This is a genomic window from Pseudomonas sp. LBUM1664, from assembly GCF_059695895.1.
Genome location: NZ_CP166791.1, coordinates 533778 through 550531 on the forward strand (window position 1 = coordinate 533778; position 16754 = coordinate 550531).

14 protein-coding genes are annotated in these 16754 nt (G+C 60.9%); 11 read left to right on the forward strand and 3 right to left on the reverse strand.

The annotated features are described in order from the left end of the window. Nucleotides 1–82 precede the first annotated feature (82 nt). The 3 genes from ACA047_RS02510 to ACA047_RS02520 form a co-directional block, all read right to left on the reverse strand. A complete protein-coding gene (locus ACA047_RS02510) occupies nt 83–1984 on the reverse strand; it encodes a PhoX family protein (protein WP_497356421.1) in 1902 nt (633 codons plus the stop codon). Between the two features lie 66 nt (nt 1985–2050). Next, nucleotides 2051–2815, reverse strand: coding sequence for a TOBE domain-containing protein (locus tag ACA047_RS02515; RefSeq protein ID WP_497356423.1), 765 nt, complete (start codon nt 2813–2815; stop codon nt 2051–2053). Nucleotides 2816–2873: 58 nt separating this feature from the next. Next, nucleotides 2874–3614 carry a double zinc ribbon domain-containing protein gene (locus tag ACA047_RS02520; RefSeq protein WP_497356425.1) on the reverse strand — a complete coding sequence of 247 codons (741 nt, stop codon included), beginning with the start codon at nt 3612–3614 and terminating at the stop codon, nt 2874–2876. 90 nt (nt 3615–3704) lie between these two features. Here ACA047_RS02520 and bioB point away from each other — a divergent pair, with 90 nt between their 5' ends. The 11 genes from bioB (at nt 3705) to ACA047_RS02575 (ending at nt 16670) form a co-directional block, all read left to right on the forward strand. Then, a complete protein-coding gene (gene bioB / locus ACA047_RS02525) occupies nt 3705–4760 on the forward strand; it encodes a biotin synthase BioB (RefSeq protein WP_497356427.1) in 1056 nt (351 codons plus the stop codon). A gap of 171 nt (nt 4761–4931) precedes the next feature. Continuing rightward, nucleotides 4932–6110, forward strand: coding sequence for an 8-amino-7-oxononanoate synthase (gene bioF, locus ACA047_RS02530; RefSeq protein ID WP_497356429.1), 1179 nt, complete (start codon nt 4932–4934; stop codon nt 6108–6110). Beyond that, nucleotides 6103–6834: an alpha/beta fold hydrolase gene (locus tag ACA047_RS02535; RefSeq protein WP_497356431.1), complete on the forward strand. Its 732-nt coding sequence runs from the start codon at nt 6103–6105 to the stop codon at nt 6832–6834. The genes bioF and ACA047_RS02535 overlap by 8 nt, the downstream gene beginning before the upstream one ends. Beyond that, nucleotides 6827–7639, forward strand: coding sequence for a malonyl-ACP O-methyltransferase BioC (gene bioC / locus ACA047_RS02540; RefSeq protein ID WP_497356433.1), 813 nt, complete (start codon nt 6827–6829; stop codon nt 7637–7639). Before ACA047_RS02535 ends, bioC begins: the two co-directional genes overlap by 8 nt. Then, on the forward strand, nt 7636–8316 hold the full coding sequence (gene bioD / locus ACA047_RS02545) for a dethiobiotin synthase (protein ID WP_497356435.1): 681 nt from the start codon (nt 7636–7638) through the stop codon (nt 8314–8316). The genes bioC and bioD overlap by 4 nt, the downstream gene beginning before the upstream one ends. Before the next feature lie 121 nt (nt 8317–8437). Then, nucleotides 8438–8734, forward strand: a complete 297-nt coding sequence (locus ACA047_RS02550; protein WP_497356437.1) for a pyrroloquinoline quinone biosynthesis protein PqqE — start codon at nt 8438–8440, stop codon at nt 8732–8734. Nucleotides 8735–9010: 276 nt separating this feature from the next. Next, the gene (locus ACA047_RS02555) at nt 9011–10816 is read left to right on the forward strand and encodes a phenylacyl-CoA dehydrogenase (protein WP_497356439.1); all 1806 of its coding nucleotides are present in this window, start codon (nt 9011–9013) and stop codon (nt 10814–10816) included. A gap of 247 nt (nt 10817–11063) precedes the next feature. Beyond that, nucleotides 11064–12353 (forward strand): GGDEF domain-containing protein, encoded by a 1290-nt coding sequence (locus ACA047_RS02560; RefSeq protein ID WP_497356441.1) that lies wholly within the window; start codon nt 11064–11066, stop codon nt 12351–12353. Between the two features lie 91 nt (nt 12354–12444). Further along, entirely contained in the window at nt 12445–14241 is a 1797-nt protein-coding gene (locus ACA047_RS02565; RefSeq protein ID WP_497356443.1) for an acyl-CoA dehydrogenase C-terminal domain-containing protein, read from the forward strand. Between the two features lie 145 nt (nt 14242–14386). Next, nucleotides 14387–16165 (forward strand): acyl-CoA dehydrogenase C-terminal domain-containing protein, encoded by a 1779-nt coding sequence (locus ACA047_RS02570; protein ID WP_497356445.1) that lies wholly within the window; start codon nt 14387–14389, stop codon nt 16163–16165. Nucleotides 16166–16511: 346 nt separating this feature from the next. After that, nucleotides 16512–16670: a YqaE/Pmp3 family membrane protein gene (locus ACA047_RS02575; protein WP_497356447.1), complete on the forward strand. Its 159-nt coding sequence runs from the start codon at nt 16512–16514 to the stop codon at nt 16668–16670. The last annotated feature ends 84 nt before the right edge of the window (nt 16671–16754 follow it).

Here is a 16754-nt window from a genome sequence, read left to right on the forward strand (position 1 = left end):
CGCGTCCGGCCCAGCATGGTAGCGCAAAGCAGTCTGGATTGATCGGTGATCGTTCCCACGCTTTGCGTGGGAACGCTCAGTGTCAGGCGCCGATGACCCCGCCGTCTTCCCGGGTAATTACCATCACCGACGAACGCGGTTTGCCGTTGGGCAGGTGCTCAGGGAAGGTCGAGCCGCCTTTTTCCCCGGGGTGCTGGATCCCGACGAACATGGCTTTGTAGTCCGGCGAGAAACTGATCCCGGTCACTTCGCAACCCACCGGCCCGACCATGAAGCGACGGATCTCGCCGCTGTTGGGGTCGGCACAGAGCATCTGGTTGTTGCCCATGCCGGCGAAGTCCCCAGCGTTGCTCGAGTCGCCGTCGGTCTGGATCCACAACCGGCCGTCCTTGTCGAAGCCCAGGCCATCAGGGCTGTTGAACATGTTCTGTGCGTTGATGTTGGACGAACCGGCCTTTGGCGTGCCGGCGTTTACCGTGGGGTTGCCAGCGACCACGAACAAGTCCCAGGCGAAGGTATTGGAGGCATGATCGTCGCGGTCGGTGCGCCAGCGCAGGATCTGCCCGTAGACGTTCTTGGCCCGAGGGTTTGGCCCGCCCACCGGCTGGCCGTCTTCGCCGCGCTTGGCGTTGTTGGTCAGGGTGCAATAGACCTGGCCGTCTTTGGGGCTGACCACGATCCACTCCGGGCGGTCCATGCGCGTGGCACCCACGGCGCTGGCGGCCAGGCGCGCGTGGATCAGTACTTGGGCCTGGTCGGCGAAACCGCTGCTGGCGTCGAGGCCATTCTTGCCGTGGGTCAGCTCTATCCACTGGCCCTGGCCTTTGGGATGGTCCGGGTTGCTGTCACCGGCATCGAAACGCGCCACGTACAACGTGCCATGGTCCAGCAGGTTGCGGTTGGTTTTGGGCTTTTTGTGGTCGATCTTGTCCCGGCTGACGAACTTGTAGATGAATTCGCCACGCTCATCGTCGCCCATGTACACCACGGCGTGACCGTCATGGGTCTGTGCCAGGGCGGCGTTTTCGTGCTTGAAACGGCCCAGGGCGGTACGTTTCACCGGGGTGGATGTTGGGTCGAATGGGTCAATTTCCACCACCCAGCCGTGGCGGTTGAGTTCGTTGGGGTTCTGCGCCAGGTCGAAGCGCGGGTCGTGCAGGTGCCAGTTGATCTCGCTGCTGGTGACGGTGGCGCCGTAACGCTTCTGCGCCTTATCGAACTGCAAATCGGCTTTACTGCTGCCGAAGCAGTCGGTGAAGTTTTCTTCGCAGGTCAGGTAAGTGCCCCACGGCGTCATGCCGTTGGCGCAGTTCTGGAACGTGCCCAGCACTTTCTTGCCGCTCTTGTCAGCGCTGGTTTTCAGCAGGTCGTGACCGGCTGCCGGGCCACTGAAGTGAATGGGCGTGTTGCCGTGGATCCTGCGGTTGTAGCGCGAATCCTGGACGAATTGCCATTGGCCGCCACTACGCCGAACCTCAATCACCGACACGCCTTCGCTGGCCTGGGCCTTGTGCACTTCTTCGGCCGACTGCGGCTGGCCGCCGTGGGGGAAGAGGTAGCGGTAGTTGGTGTATTCGTTGTTGATCGCCATCAGCGCCCGGTCGTTGTCGCCAGGGAACGGGAACAGGCTCATGCCGTCGTTGTTGTCACCGAACTGCACTTCCTGTGCGTGGGCGGTGCCGTTGCCACTTGGGTCGAACGCCGGTGCGTTCTTCTGCAGCGGCTGGCCCCAACTGATCAGTACCGAGGATTTGTAGCCCGGCGGCAACGTGAGGGTGTCGGTCGTGTCGGCAGCAATGCTGTCGAAGTTCAGCATTTGGCTGTTGCCTTCGCTCACGGCGGCGGCCAGGGCGCTGCGACTCAGCAGGTTGCCGCCCAGGAACATTGCCGCGCCACACAGGGCACCGGCGCTGATAAAGCCGCGACGGCTCAGGCCAACGATTTTTTCCAGGTCGGTGGATTGGTTTTCTTCTAATAGGCTCATTTCAGGCTTCCTGCTGGTTTTGGCTGCCACCATAAAGCCGGGCGATGAAGCTATTGTTGCAGCGCCCTACAGCGGAGTGCCGAGCAGCACATTTGTCGCCGAGAACTCCACTTGCACCGGGGAGCCGGCGTCCAGGTTTCGCTCGCGCAGTTGAAGCGGGTCGGCCAGGGCACACAGCGTCTGGCCGTTGGGCAGGGTGATGCGCACTTCGCTGGGGCCGTTTTCGGCGGCGGCGACATGTTCGATCACGCCTCGCAAAACATTGTTTCCCGATTTTTCCGGTTGCTCGACAGGGTGCAACTCCAGCCAGCCGGCCTTGATCAGGGCAACCACTTCGGTGCCGACGTCCAGTTCCAGGCGCACCGTGCTGTCGTGGGTGATCTGCGCTTCGATGACCAGGCCGCGGGCCAGTTCCAGGCGCACCCGGTCGTTATGCCCCTGAGCCTCGATGCCCACGACCTTGCCATGCAATTGATTGCGGGCGCTGGTGCGCAGCATCAGGCGACTCAGCAGGCTCAGGTCCCCGGCGTCTTCGCTCGCTTCCAGCAACTGCGCCTGCAAGGCTTGCAGGCGCTGATACAGGTGCAGCACGCGTTGCCCTTCGTCCGACAGTTTGGCGCCGCCACCGCCCTTGCCACCGACGCTGCGCTCCACCAGCGGCTGGTCCGCCAGGTTGTTCAACTCGTCGATGGCATCCCACGCCGCCTTGTAGCTCAGGCCCGCGCTCTTGGCGGCGCGGGTGATCGAGCCCTGTTCGGCGATGTGCTGCAACAGGGCGATACGTTGTGGGCGCCTAACGATGTGCTGGGTCAGAAGCGTGGGCAATGACATGACAGAAAACTGCGCGCAATGGTTGATGGGCCGACGTTGGCGCCTTGGGCGCGGCGCGTCAAGCGGGCTCACCGGGTTTCGGCGTACGGGCCAGGCAATACACGTCGACGCGTGCGGCGCCGGCATCGAGCAGCAGGCGGGCCAGCGCCTGGGCGGTGGCGCCGGTGGTGAGCACATCGTCCACCAGCGCCAGGTGACGGTTGCGCAGCAGGGCATTGGGCGTCACGGCAAAAGCCTGGCGTAGGTTGCGGTGTCGGGCCCTGGCATCGAGTGCCTGTTGGGCGGGGGTGTCCTGGATACGCAGCAGCAGGTTTTCTTCGCAGGGGATCTCTAATGGACCGCTGAGCCAGCGGGCGAGCAGGGTTGCCTGATTGAACCCGCGCTGGCGCAAGCGCCTGGTCGCCAATGGCACCGGCACCAGCGCGTCGGGCCGCTCTAGTCCTTCGTTGAAATGATGTTGCAGCGACTGCGCCAGCAGTTCGCCCATCAGCCGACCAAGCGGCCATTTGGCCTGATGCTTGAAACGGGTGATCAGGCTGTCCAGCGGAAAATCATAGGCCCAAGGCGCCAGCACCCGCTCGAAGGCCGGCGGCCGCGTGGCGCATTGGCCGCAACGCAGCCCGGCCATTGGCAGCGGCAGGGCGCAGACGCTGCATTGATCGCCAAGCCAGGGCAACTCGCTCTCACAAGGTGTGCAGATGGGCTGGGCCGTATCGGTGGCTTCGCCGCACAGCAAGCAGAATTGTTTGTTTTTTAACCAGATGTAAACCGGTCTTTCGTATCGTGGTTGACAGCGCATGGCTCTTCCTTAAATATGCCGAACATCCGTGTCGCGCCTGTGGGTATTGCGTACCCCAGGTGCCAGCCAAGCATAATCAAGGAAATGCCCATGAGCGCCAGCACCACTGCCAACCTGCGTCATGACTGGTCTTTGGCCGAAGTCAAAGCTCTCTTCGTCCAGCCATTCAATGACCTGCTGTTCCAGGCGCAGACCGTGCACCGCGCGCACTTCGACGCCAACCGCGTCCAGGTTTCCACGCTGCTGTCGATCAAAACCGGCGCCTGCCCAGAAGATTGCAAATATTGTCCGCAGTCCGGCCACTACAACACCGGGCTGGAAAAAGAAAAATTGCTGGAAGTGCAAAAGGTCCTCGAAGAAGCCGCGCGGGCCAAGGCCATCGGTTCGACCCGTTTTTGCATGGGCGCGGCGTGGAAGCATCCGTCGGCCAAGGACATGCCTTATGTGCTGGAGATGGTCAAAGGTGTGAAAGCCATGGGCCTGGAAACCTGCATGACCCTGGGGCGCCTCGACCAGGACCAGACCGAAGCGCTGGCCAAGGCCGGCCTGGACTACTACAACCACAACCTCGACACCTCGCCGGAGTTTTACGGCAGCATCATCACCACCCGCACCTACAGCGAGCGCCTGCAAACCCTGGCCTACGTGCGTGATTCGGGGATGAAAATCTGCTCCGGTGGCATCCTGGGCATGGGCGAATCCCTGGACGACCGCGCCAATCTGTTGATCCAACTGGCGAACCTGCCGGAGCATCCGGAATCGGTGCCGATCAACATGCTGGTAAAAGTCGCTGGCACGCCGCTGGAGAACGCCGAAGACGTCGATCCGTTCGATTTCATTCGCATGCTCGCCGTGGCGCGGATCCTGATGCCCCAGTCCCATGTGCGCCTGTCCGCCGGCCGCGAAGCCATGAACGAACAGATGCAGGCCCTGGCGTTTTTCGCCGGCGCGAACTCGATTTTCTACGGCGACAAACTGCTGACCACCGCTAACCCGCAAGCCGACAAGGACATGCAGCTGTTCGCCCGCCTGGGTATCCAGCCCGAAGCCCGAGAAGAACATGCCGACGAAGTGCATCAGGCGGCTATTGAACAGGCCTTGGTGGAGCAGAAGAGCAGCGAGCAGTTCTACAACGCCGCTGTTTGATCACTCACCGATTTCTCTGACTGGAATGCAAGACACTGTGGGAGCGAGCCTGCTCGCGATGGCAATATAGCAGCCAACTGAGAGGTTGAATGTCATGGCCTCATCGCGAGCAGGCTCGCTCCCACAGGAGTTTCTTCCAGCTTTTAAATAGCGGTTCATCCCGAGGCCTGCATGCCCTTCGATCTCGCCGCACGCCTGGCTGCCCGTCGTGCCGAAAACCTCTATCGCCAGCGGCCGCTGCTCGAAAGCCCCCAAGGGCCGGAAGTGGTGGTGGACGGCCAGCCGTTGCTGGCGTTCTGCAATAACGATTACCTGGGCCTGGCCAATCACCCGCAAGTGATCGAAGCCTGGCGCGCCGGGGCAACCCGTTGGGGCGTCGGTGGCGGCGGTTCCCACTTGGTGATCGGTCACAGCGGTCCTCATCACGCCCTGGAAGAAGCCTTGGCCGACCTGACCGGCCGTCCACGAGCGTTGCTGTTCACCACCGGCTACATGGCCAATCTCGGCGCCGTCACGGCCCTGGTAGGGCAGGGCGACACGGTGCTGGAAGACCGGCTCAACCACGCCTCGTTGCTCGACGCCGGGCTGTTGTCCGGTGCGCGCTTCAACCGTTACCTGCACAACGATGCCCAGAGCCTGGCCACGCGCCTGGAAAAAGCCACCGGCAATACCCTGGTGGTCACCGATGGCGTATTTAGCATGGACGGCGACATCGCCGACCTGCCGGCCCTGGCCCGTGAAGCCAAGGCCAAAGGTGCCTGGCTGATGGTTGATGATGCCCATGGCTTCGGTCCGTTGGGCGCCAATGGCGGAGGTATCGTCGAACACTTCGGTCTGAGCCAGGAGGACGTGCCGGTGCTGGTCGGCACCCTAGGCAAGGCCTTCGGTACCGCCGGGGCTTTTGTCGCCGGCAGCGAAGAGCTGATCGAGAGCCTGATCCAGTTCGCTCGGCCTTACATCTACACCACCAGCCAGCCACCGGCCCTGGCCTGCGCCACCCTCAAGAGCCTTGAGCTGCTGCGCAGCGAGCATTGGCGGCGCGAGCATTTGCAGGTGCTGATCCGCCAGTTCCGCCACGGCGCCGAGCAGATCGGCCTGCAATTGATGGACAGCTTCACTCCGATCCAGCCGATCTTGATCGGCGATGCGGGGCGGGCGATGCGGTTGTCGCAGATGTTGCGCGAGCGGGGGCTGATGGTCACCGCGATCCGGCCGCCCACCGTGCCGACCGGCAGCGCTCGATTGCGCGTGACCCTGACCGCCGCCCACAGCGAAGCCCAGGTGCAACGGCTGTTGAATGCGCTGGCCGAGTGTTTTGCACAATTGGAACCGGAGCCAAGCCATGCGTGATCGACTGATACTGTTACCCGGTTGGGGTTTGGGCATTTCACCGCTGGAGCCGTTGGCGGCGGCGCTGCAAGGGCTCGACGAACATTTGCGGGTGGAAATCGAGCCGTTGCCGGCACTGGCATCGAACGATGTCAACGAGTGGCTCGATGAATTGGACGCCTCCGTGCCCCAGGATGCCTGGCTGGGCGGCTGGTCCCTGGGCGGCATGCTGGCTTCGGAGCTGGCAGCACGTCGGGGCGAGCGCTGCTGCGGCTTGCTGACCCTGGCGAGCAATCCGTCGTTCGTGAGCCATGCGCAATGGCCGAGTGCGATGGCCGGCGAAACCTTCGATGGGTTTCTCGTCGGGTGCGCTGCCGATCCACGCCAAACCCTCAAACGCTTCAGTCTGTTGTGCGCCCATGGTTGCAGCGATCCGCGCGGCTTGTCGCGGTTGCTGCTGGCCGGTGCGCCGGGCACTTCGCCCGAGGTGTTGATGGCCGGGCTCGAGCTGCTGGCGCAACTGGACACCCGCGCCGCGTTGCAGAAGTTCCGTGGCCCACAACTGCATCTGTTTGCCGGGCTCGACGCCTTGGTGCCGGCCGAGGCGGCGGGTGAGTTGCTGGCGTTGCTGCCGGATGTCGAAATCGGCCTGATCGAACAGGCTGGCCACGGATTCCTTCTGGAAGACCCCCACGGTGTAGCCGGGGCGATCCAGGCTTTTTTGCATGAGTCCGGTGATGACTGATTTGTCTCTTCCTCCATTGCCCGGAGCCTTGCCCGGCAAGCGCCAGGTGGCGGCCTCGTTTTCCCGGGCGGCAACCAGCTATGACAGCGTGGCCGAACTGCAGCGTGACGTGGGCCATCAATTGCTGGAGCGGTTACCTGCTTCGCACGTTCCGGGACGCTGGATGGACCTGGGCTGCGGCACCGGTTATTTCACCCGGGCGCTGGGCGCGCGCTTCGGCGAAGGGAGCGGCCTGGCGTTGGATATCGCTGAAGGCATGCTCAACCATGCGCGTCCCCAGGGCGGGGCTGCGCATTTTATCGCCGGTGATGCAGAGCGCCTGCCCTTGCAGGCGTCGAGCTGCGACCTGATATTCTCCAGCCTGGCGGTGCAGTGGTGCGCGGACTTTGCTTCGGTGTTAAGTGAGGCCCATCGCGCATTGAAGCCAGGCGGGGTGTTTGCCTTTACCAGCCTTTGTGTCGGCACTCTGTACGAATTGCGAGACAGCTGGTGTCAGGTGGATGGCCTGGTGCACGTCAACCGTTTCCGGGCGTTCGAGACGTATCAACAACTGTGCGCGGCCAGTGGGCTGAACGTCGTCAGCCTTGAAAACCGCGCCCATGTGTTGCATTACTCCGACGTGCGCGGCCTGACCCACGAATTGAAAGCCCTGGGCGCCCACAATCTGAACCCCGGTCGGCCCGGTGGGTTGACGGGCAGGGCGAGGATCCTGGCGCTGATTGACGCCTACGAGCAGTTTCGTCAGGCGCAGGGGCTGCCCGCGACTTACCAAGTGGTCTACGGCGTGTTGGAGAAACCGTTATGACTCAGGCTTATTTCATCACCGGCACGGACACCGATGTGGGCAAGACCACTGTGGCGGCCGGCCTGCTGCACGCGGCGCGACAGGCCGGCATGAGCACCGCCGCCGGCAAGCCCGTGGCCTCTGGTTGCGAGGTGACGCCCAAGGGCCTGCGCAATGCCGATGCCCTGGCGCTGCTGGCCGAATGCTCGGTGCCGCTTGATTATGCACAGGTCAACCCGGTGGCGTTCGAGCCGGCAATCGCGCCTCACTTGGCTGCTCGGGAGGCCGGTGTGGCGCTGACGGTGCAATCGTTGCTGGGGCCGATGCGTGAGATACTGGCCCTGAAGGCCGATTTTACCCTGATCGAAGGCGCGGGTGGCTGGCGTGTGCCGCTGGCTGATCAGGACAATCTTTCGGACCTGGCGATGGCGCTGGGCCTACCGGTGATCCTGGTGGTGGGCGTGCGCCTGGGCTGCATCAGCCATGCGCTGTTAACCGCCGAAGCCATCGCCCGGGATGGCCTGCCACTGGCCGGTTGGGTGGCGAACATCATCGACCCCAAAATGTCGCGCCTGGAAGAAAACCTGGCGACCCTCGCCGAACGCCTCCCGGCGCCATACCTGGGGCGTGTGCCGAGAATCAAAGGCGTGACGGCCGAAATAGTGGCCAAGCATCTGCACCTGGATTTGCTGGATTAATAGTGCCGGCGAAGGTTTTCACTATGACGAGGCACTGTGCCATTAGTGTTTTTGTCGGGCCTTTTCCCAGGTCTTCTGATTCAATGGCTTTTGTCGACCCTTCAAGAAGACGAGTTCTGCCATGGAAATCTCAGGAAACACCGCGTTCTATGCCGGTCTGAGCACTATTCAGACAGGGCAGAGCCGTGTCGATCAGGCGTCTGGCCAGATCGCCAACAACACAATCGAGCGTTCGCTCACCAGCCAGTCCTCTGATGTCCAGGTCGATCGCCTGCGCTCGGTGGATCGCAGCCAGCAATCGGACCTGGCCAGTAACGTGATCGAAATGTCCGAGGGCAAGTTTCAGGTGCAATTGGGCGCGAACGTGGCCAAGGCGTCCGACGAAATGCTCGGTACGTTGATCGATACCTTCGCCTGATCCTGTACTCCAGATTTACGTAAGCGCCGCGATTATTCGCGGCGTTTTCGTCTCTAACTCCTTCTTGCTCAACTAATCTTTTTCTATGCACGCTGTGGATGTTTTTGCAGCGATGGGGTGCGTGTGTCCGATGGTTTTGCGAGACGATGACGAACGGCAAAAGATCGGCGCTTGACAAGATTTGGGCGTAAACGTATGTTTCAAACAACTGTTTGACCGCTACAACAAATCCACGCGGTCGTTCATTCCCGGTTACATCAGCAGAGGTTTATCGCTATGCCTGACTACAAGGCCCCCTTGCGTGATATTCGCTTCGTTCGTGACGAACTGCTTGGCTATGAAGCGCATTATCAGAGCCTTCCGGCTTGCCAGGACGCAACTCCAGACATGGTTGACGCCATTCTCGAAGAAGGCGCCAAGTTTTGTGAGCAGGTGCTGGCTCCGCTGAACCGTGTGGGCGACATCGAAGGTTGCTCCTGGAGCGAGTCCGGCGTGAAAACCCCGACCGGTTTCAAGGAAGCCTACAAGCAATTCGTCGAAGGCGGCTGGCCAAGCCTGGCGCACGACGTGGCGCATGGCGGTCAAGGCCTGCCGGAGTCCCTGGGCCTGGCGGTCAGCGAGATGGTCGGCGAAGCCAACTGGTCGTGGGGCATGTACCCGGGCCTGTCCCATGGTGCGATGAACACTATTTCCGAACACGGTACGCCGGAGCAGCAAGAGGCTTACCTGACCAAGCTGGTTTCCGGCGAATGGACCGGCACCATGTGCCTGACCGAACCGCACTGCGGCACTGACCTGGGCATGTTGCGCACCAAGGCCGAGCCTCAGGCCGACGGTTCCTACAAGGTTAGCGGCACCAAGATCTTCATTTCCGCCGGCGAACACGACATGGCCGACAACATCGTCCACATCGTTCTGGCGCGCCTGCCGGATGCACCGGCCGGCACCAAGGGCATTTCGCTGTTCATCGTTCCAAAATTCCTGCCTGACGCCGACGGCTCCATCGGCCAGCGCAACGCGGTGACCTGCGGTTCCCTGGAACACAAAATGGGTATCCACGGTAACGCCACTTGCGTGATGAACTTCGACGCGGCCACCGGTTTCCTGATCGGCCCGGCGAACAAAGGCCTGAACTGCATGTTCACCTTCATGAACACCGCTCGCCTGGGTACCGCGCTGCAAGGTCTGGCGCATGCCGAGATCGGCTTCCAGGGCGGCCTGAAATACGCTCGTGACCGCCTGCAAATGCGTTCCCTGACCGGCCCAAAAGCACCGGACAAAGCCGCTGACCCGATCATCGTGCACCCCGATGTGCGTCGCATGCTGCTGACCATGAAGGCTTTCGCCGAAGGTAACCGGGCGATGGTTTACTTCACCGCCAAGCAAGTGGACATCGTCAAGTACGGTGTGGACGAGGAAGAGAAGAAAAAAGCCGATGCGCTGCTGGCGTTCATGACGCCGATCGCCAAGGCGTTCATGACCGAAGTCGGCTTCGAATCGGCCAACCACGGTGTGCAGATCTACGGCGGCCACGGTTTCATCGCCGAGTGGGGCATGGAGCAGAACGTTCGCGACAGCCGTATCTCGATGCTGTACGAAGGCACCACCGGCATTCAGGCCCTCGACCTGCTGGGCCGCAAAGTGCTGATGACCCAGGGCGAAGCGCTCAAGGGCTTCACCAAGATCGTCCACAAGTTCTGCCAGGGCAACGAAGGCAACGACGCGCTCAAAGAGTTCGTCGAGCCGTTGGCTGCGCTGAACAAGGAATGGGGCGAGCTGACCATGAAAGTCGGTATGGCTGCCATGAAAGACCGCGAAGAAGTCGGCGCGGCCTCGGTGGACTACCTGATGTACTCCGGTTACGCTTGCCTGGCCTACTTCTGGGCCGACATGGCGCGCCTGGCGGCGGAAAAAATTGCTGCCGGCACCACCGAAGAAGCCTTCTACACCGCCAAGCTGCAGACCGCGCGCTTCTACTTCCAGCGCATCCTGCCACGTACTCGCACTCACGTGGCAACCATGTTGTCGGGCGCCAACAACCTGATGGACATGAAAGAAGAAGACTTCGCGCTGGGTTACTAAACCCTACGCGGTTCTTCCACAAAGCCGCTGCTTCTTCGCAAGCAGCGGCTTTTTTATGCCTGGCCCCAAATCCCCCTGTGGGATCGATGGCAATCGCCAAACAACTTTCCTCCAACAGAACCCTAAGAAAACATCCCCGCCTGCCGTTACAGGGATGGCAGTGTGACATCTGTCACATCTCCCATGCCTTATTGCCCTAATGGCAGGCACAATGCCATCTTTGGTCGGACGGGTTGGAGCTTCACCTTTGCTGCGTTCATCCGCTGTACGTTTCAGCCATTTCCTACCGTCACTGTTGCTATTACTGGCGGGGCTTGCGGCTGCCTACGTCAAGGATCTCAACGTCTTTTTCACGTCCCTGTTCAACGTTCTTCCTACGTTGGTGTTGCTGTTGGGCGGTGCGTATTGCGCCGTATACCGACGTCAACGTGAGCTGTTTCTGATGGTCACGGTGTACATCGCCTACTTCCTGCTGGACGCCCAGACTGATTTTTACCGCGATAACGGCAAGGTGCGCGAAGATGCAGCAGTGGTGTTTCACCTCGTCTGCCTGTTGTTGCCGCTGCTGTTTGGCCTGTTTGCGGCATGGCAGGAGCGCACCCATTTGTTCCAGGACATGCTGGCGCGTTTCGCGGTGCTGGCGGTCTTTGGCGGCGTGTCACTGGCCTTGGAGCAGAGTTTTCCCCAGGCCATGCTGTTGTGGCTTTCGGAGATCCGCTGGCCAGCGTTACACGGCGCCTGGATGAGCCTGATCCAGTTGTCCTACCCGGTGTTCATCGCCGCGTTCCTGCTGTTGACCTGGCAATACTGGCGCAACCCCCGACCGTTGCACGCTGCGCAATGGGTGGGATTGCTGGGCTTGTTCTGGATGCTACCGAAGACTTTCATCCTGCCGTTCACCCTGAACATCATGTGCAGCCAGGTGATGTTGATGATCGCTGCGGCGGTCGCCCACGAGGCCTATCAAATGGCATTCCGTGACGAACTGACCGGTCTGCCGGGACGTCGGGCGCTGAATGAACGCATGCAGCGCCTGGGCCGCAATTATGTGTTGGCAATGTGCGACGTGGACCACTTCAAGAAATTCAATGACACCTACGGCCACGACGTGGGCGACCAGGTGTTGCGCCTGGTGGCCAGCAAACTGTCGAAAATTGGCGGTGGCGGTAAGGCGTATCGCTATGGTGGTGAGGAATTTGCACTGGTGTTTGCGGGCAAAACCATCGATGAGTGCATGCCCCATCTGGAAGTTATCCGCGAGTCCATCGCGACGTACAACATTCAGCTGCGTAATCCCGACAGTCGCCCCCAGAGTGATCAGCAAGGCCGCCAACGCCGCTCCGGCGCTGGCACGTCCAGTGTGTCGGTGACGGTCAGCATCGGCGTGGCCGAACGCATCGAGCAACGCACGCCCGAAGAGGTGCTCAAATCCGCCGATCAGGCCCTCTACAACGCCAAGGGCGCGGGGCGTAACTGTGTGATTGCCTTTGGGCAGAACCGACGCGGCGCGGTGCGCACCGAGGCCGCCTCGGGTTGAGTGATGACGGCGCATTCAGCGTCTGGACTGTGATTGTGGGGCCCGGTAGCCGGCAGTAGGTTTGAACGACCTGTTACCGGAGAAAACCACCATGCCCGAGTACAAAGCCCCCCTGCGCGACATGCGCTTTCTGATCGACCACGTGTTTGATTTCCATGGCCGTTATGCCGCGCTGGGGGCCAGCGATGCGAGCCCGGACATGGTCAGCGCGATCCTCGAGGAAGGCGCCAAGTTCTGTGAAAATGTACTGGCGCCGCTCAATCGTTCCGGCGACGAAGAAGGCTGCCATTTCGACAACGGCGTAGTCACCACGCCTACAGGCTTCAAGCAGGCTTTCGCACAATACGTAGAGGGTGGCTGGCACGGGCTGGCGGCCGACCCGACGTATGGTGGCCAGGGCCTGCCCAGTTCCCTGGGCCTGGTCATCAGCGAAATGATCGGCTCCAGCAACACGTCCTGGGGCATGTACCCGGGCCTGACTCACGGGGCTATGTCGGCCATTCATGCCCACGGCACCGAAGAGCAGAAACAGACCTACCTCAGCAAGCTCACCGCCGGTGAGTGGACCGGCACCATGTGCCTCACCGAAGCCCATTGCGGCACCGACCTGGGCATCATCAAGACCCGCGCCGTGCCTCAGGCCGACGGCAGCTATGGGATCAGTGGCAGCAAGATATTCATCAGTGCCGGCGAGCACGACATGAGCGCTAATATCATCCACCTGGTACTTGCCAAGTTGCCGGATGCTCCCGCCGGGACCAAGGGCATCTCGTTGTTCATCGTGCCCAAATATCTGCCCGACGCCACTGGCGGGGCGGGGGAGCGCAATGGCGTTTCCTGCGGCTCGATCGAGCACAAGATGGGCATCAAGGCTTCAGCCACCTGCGTGCTGAATTTCGAGGGAGCCAAGGGATTTCTGATTGGCGAGGCCAACAAGGGCCTGAACTGCATGTTCACCATGATGAACCATGCCCGGCTTGGCACCGGCATGCAGGGCCTGTGCCTGGGGGAGGCGAGCTTTCAGGGCGCGATCAAATACGCCAACGACCGTTTGCAGATGCGCGCACTGACCGGCCCCAAAGCGCCAGACAAAGCCGCCGACCCGATCATCGTCCATCCTGATGTGCGCAGGATGTTGCTGACCATGAAAGCCTTCAACGAAGGCAACCGGGCGTTGACCTATTTCACCGCGCAACTGCTCGATACTGCGCACCTGAGCGCTGACGAAACCGCCCGCCAGGAGGCTGAGGATCTGTTGGCGTTCCTTACGCCAATCTGCAAGGCCTTCATGACGGACACCGGGCTTGAGGTGACCAACCACGGCATGCAAGTGTTTGGCGGCCACGGTTTCATTCGCGAGTGGGGCATGGAGCAGCTGGTGCGCGATTGCCGTATCGCGCCGATCTACGAGGGTACCAACGGGATCCAGGCGTTGGACCTGCTGGGGCGCAAAGTGCTGGGCAGCCAGGGCAAGTTGCTACGTGGGTTCACCAAAATCGTCCACACATTCTGCGCTGCGAATGCCGAACATCCGCAGCTCAAGGCGTACGTCGGCCAACTCAACGACCTCAACCAGCAATGGGGCGAACTGACGACCGGGGTCGGCATGGCCGCCATGAAAAATCCGGATGAAGTGGGTGCCGCTTCGGTGGATTATTTGATGTACAGCGGTTACATCATCCTGGCCTACCTGTGGTTGCGCATGGCATGGGTGGCCCAGTCGCAACTTGACAGCGGTAATGGGGAGGCGGATTTCTGTCGAGGCAAACTGGCGACCTGTGAGTTCTACTTCAAGCGTTTGCTACCGCGCACAGCCGCCCATCGGGCCGCTGTTGAGGCGGGGAGCGATTGTCTGATGAAGCTGCCGGCGGAGCTGTTTGCTCTCTGAGTTAAGGGATGCCTTTGTTTGTGACTTAAAGCAATAAAATAGTCATGGGTTGACCCTATGTGTCACAAAAGTTGTTGAGGTACACTCGGGCCATGCAAAAACCGTTTTCTTACGAACCAACTGTTTAGATCCTGCGAGGTTTGCCATGGCTGACTACAAAGCGCCCCTGCGCGATATGCGCTTCGTCCTCAATGAAGTGTTCGAGGTCGCGAAACTCTGGGCCGAACTGCCGGCCTTGGCCGATACCGTAGACGCTGAAACCGTCGAAGCGATTCTTGAAGAAGCCGGCAAAGTCACCAGCAAAAGCATCGCCCCCCTCAGCCGTTCGGCTGACGAAGAAGGTTGCCACTGGGCCGACGGCGCCGTTACTACTCCGGCAGGTTTCCCACAGGCCTACAAGACTTACGCTGAAGGCGGTTGGGTCGGTGTCGGTGGTGATCCGGAGTACGGCGGCATGGGCATGCCCAAGGCCGTTTCGGCCCAGGTCGAAGAAATGGTCAATTCCGCCAGCCTGTCCTTCGGTCTGTATCCGATGCTGACCGCCGGCGCTTGTTTGTCGATCAATGCCCACGCCAGCGAAGAGTTGAAAGCGGCCTACCTGCCGAACATGTACGCCGGCGTCTGGGCTGGCTCCATGTGCCTGACCGAGCCTCATGCCGGGACGGACCTGGGGATCATTCGCACCAAGGCCGAACCCCAGGCCGACGGTTCCTACAAGGTCAGCGGCACCAAGATCTTCATTACCGGCGGCGAACACGACCTCACTGAGAACATCATTCACCTGGTGCTGGCGAAACTGCCGGACGCACCGGCAGGCCCGAAAGGTATTTCGTTGTTCCTGGTGCCCAAGTTCATGGTCAATGCCGACGGCAGCCTGGGTGTACGCAACGCGGCCAACTGCGGTTCGATCGAACACAAGATGGGCATCCAGGCGTCCGCGACCTGTGTGATGAACTTCGATGAAGCCGTGGGTTACCTGGTCGGCGAGCCGAACAAAGGCCTGGCCGCGATGTTCACCATGATGAACTACGAACGTCTTGGGGTGGGTATCCAGGGTCTGGCTTCTGGTGAACGCTCTTACCAGAACGCCATCGAATACGCCCGTGATCGCCTGCAAAGCCGTTCGCCAACCGGCGCGCAGAACAAAGACAAGGTTGCCGACCCGATCATCGTCCACCCCGATGTACGCCGCATGTTACTGACCATGAAAGCCTCGAATGAGGGTGGCCGGGCATTTTCCACCTACGTGGCGATGCAACTGGACACCGCCAAGTTCAGCGAAGACCCGACCACCCGCAAGCGTGCCGAAGATCTGGTGGCATTGCTGACTCCGGTGGCCAAAGCCTTCCTGACCGACTTGGGCCTGGAAACCACTGTCCATGGCCAGCAGATTTTCGGCGGTCACGGTTACATTCGCGAATGGGGCCAGGAGCAATTGGTGCGTGATGTGCGCATCACCCAGATCTACGAAGGCACCAACGGCATCCAGGCGCTGGATCTGGTAGGGCGCAAGATTGTCGGCAACGGCGGTGCGTTCTACACATTGTTCGCCGATGAAATCCGCCACTTCACCGCCACCGCGAGCAGCGACCTGGCGGAGTTCACCAAGCCGCTGAATGATGCTGTCGGTACGCTGGATGAACTGACCGAGTGGGTAATGGACCGGGCAAAAAGCAACCCGAACGAAATCGGCGCGGCTTCGGTGGAATACCTCCAGGCGTTCGGCTACACCGCTTATGCCTACATGTGGGCGCTGATGGCCAAGGCGGCCTTGGGTAAAGAAGGTCAGGATGATTTCTATGCGAGCAAGCTGGGGACGGCACGGTTCTACTTCGCCCGCCTGCTGCCGCGAATCCATTCCCTGAGTGCTTCGGTGAAGGCGGGCAGCGAGTCACTGTACTTGCTGGAAGCGGGGCAATTTTGAAATATGTCGCAGTGTAAGAAAATGCTTACATTGCGTGCTGGCGTTTTCCCTCTATCGGGCGATTGGATCCACCGCTAATCTACTTCACATGGACGTCGCGCAGGACGCGCAAAGCAATAACACGGACACGAAGGATTCTGCCAGGATGGCGGAGTGAAATGGATGTCAGGGAAACAGTCTGCAAAACCCCGCCTCGGCGGGGTTTTCTTTTGCCTGCGTTTTTTGTCGTTACACGGTTTGACCCATTCGGGTCGCCTTTGCTGATTGTTTTCACTGAACCCTGACGAGCGGCCGGGGGTCAATGGGCTATAGGGCAACGTAGCCATTACCAATCAGGAGCTCATCCATGGATATCATTCGTATCATCATCGCCATCCTGCTGCCGCCGCTGGGGGTGTTTCTGCAAGTCGGGTTCGGCGGGGCTTTCTGGCTGAATATTCTGCTGACACTGTTGGGTTACATCCCGGGCATGGTGCATGCGGTGTACATCATCGCCAAGCGCTGACTTTTCTGTGGCGAGGGAGCTTGCTCCCGCTGGGCCACACAGCGGTCCCAACTTTTTGCGATTGCTGCGTAATCAAGCGGGAGC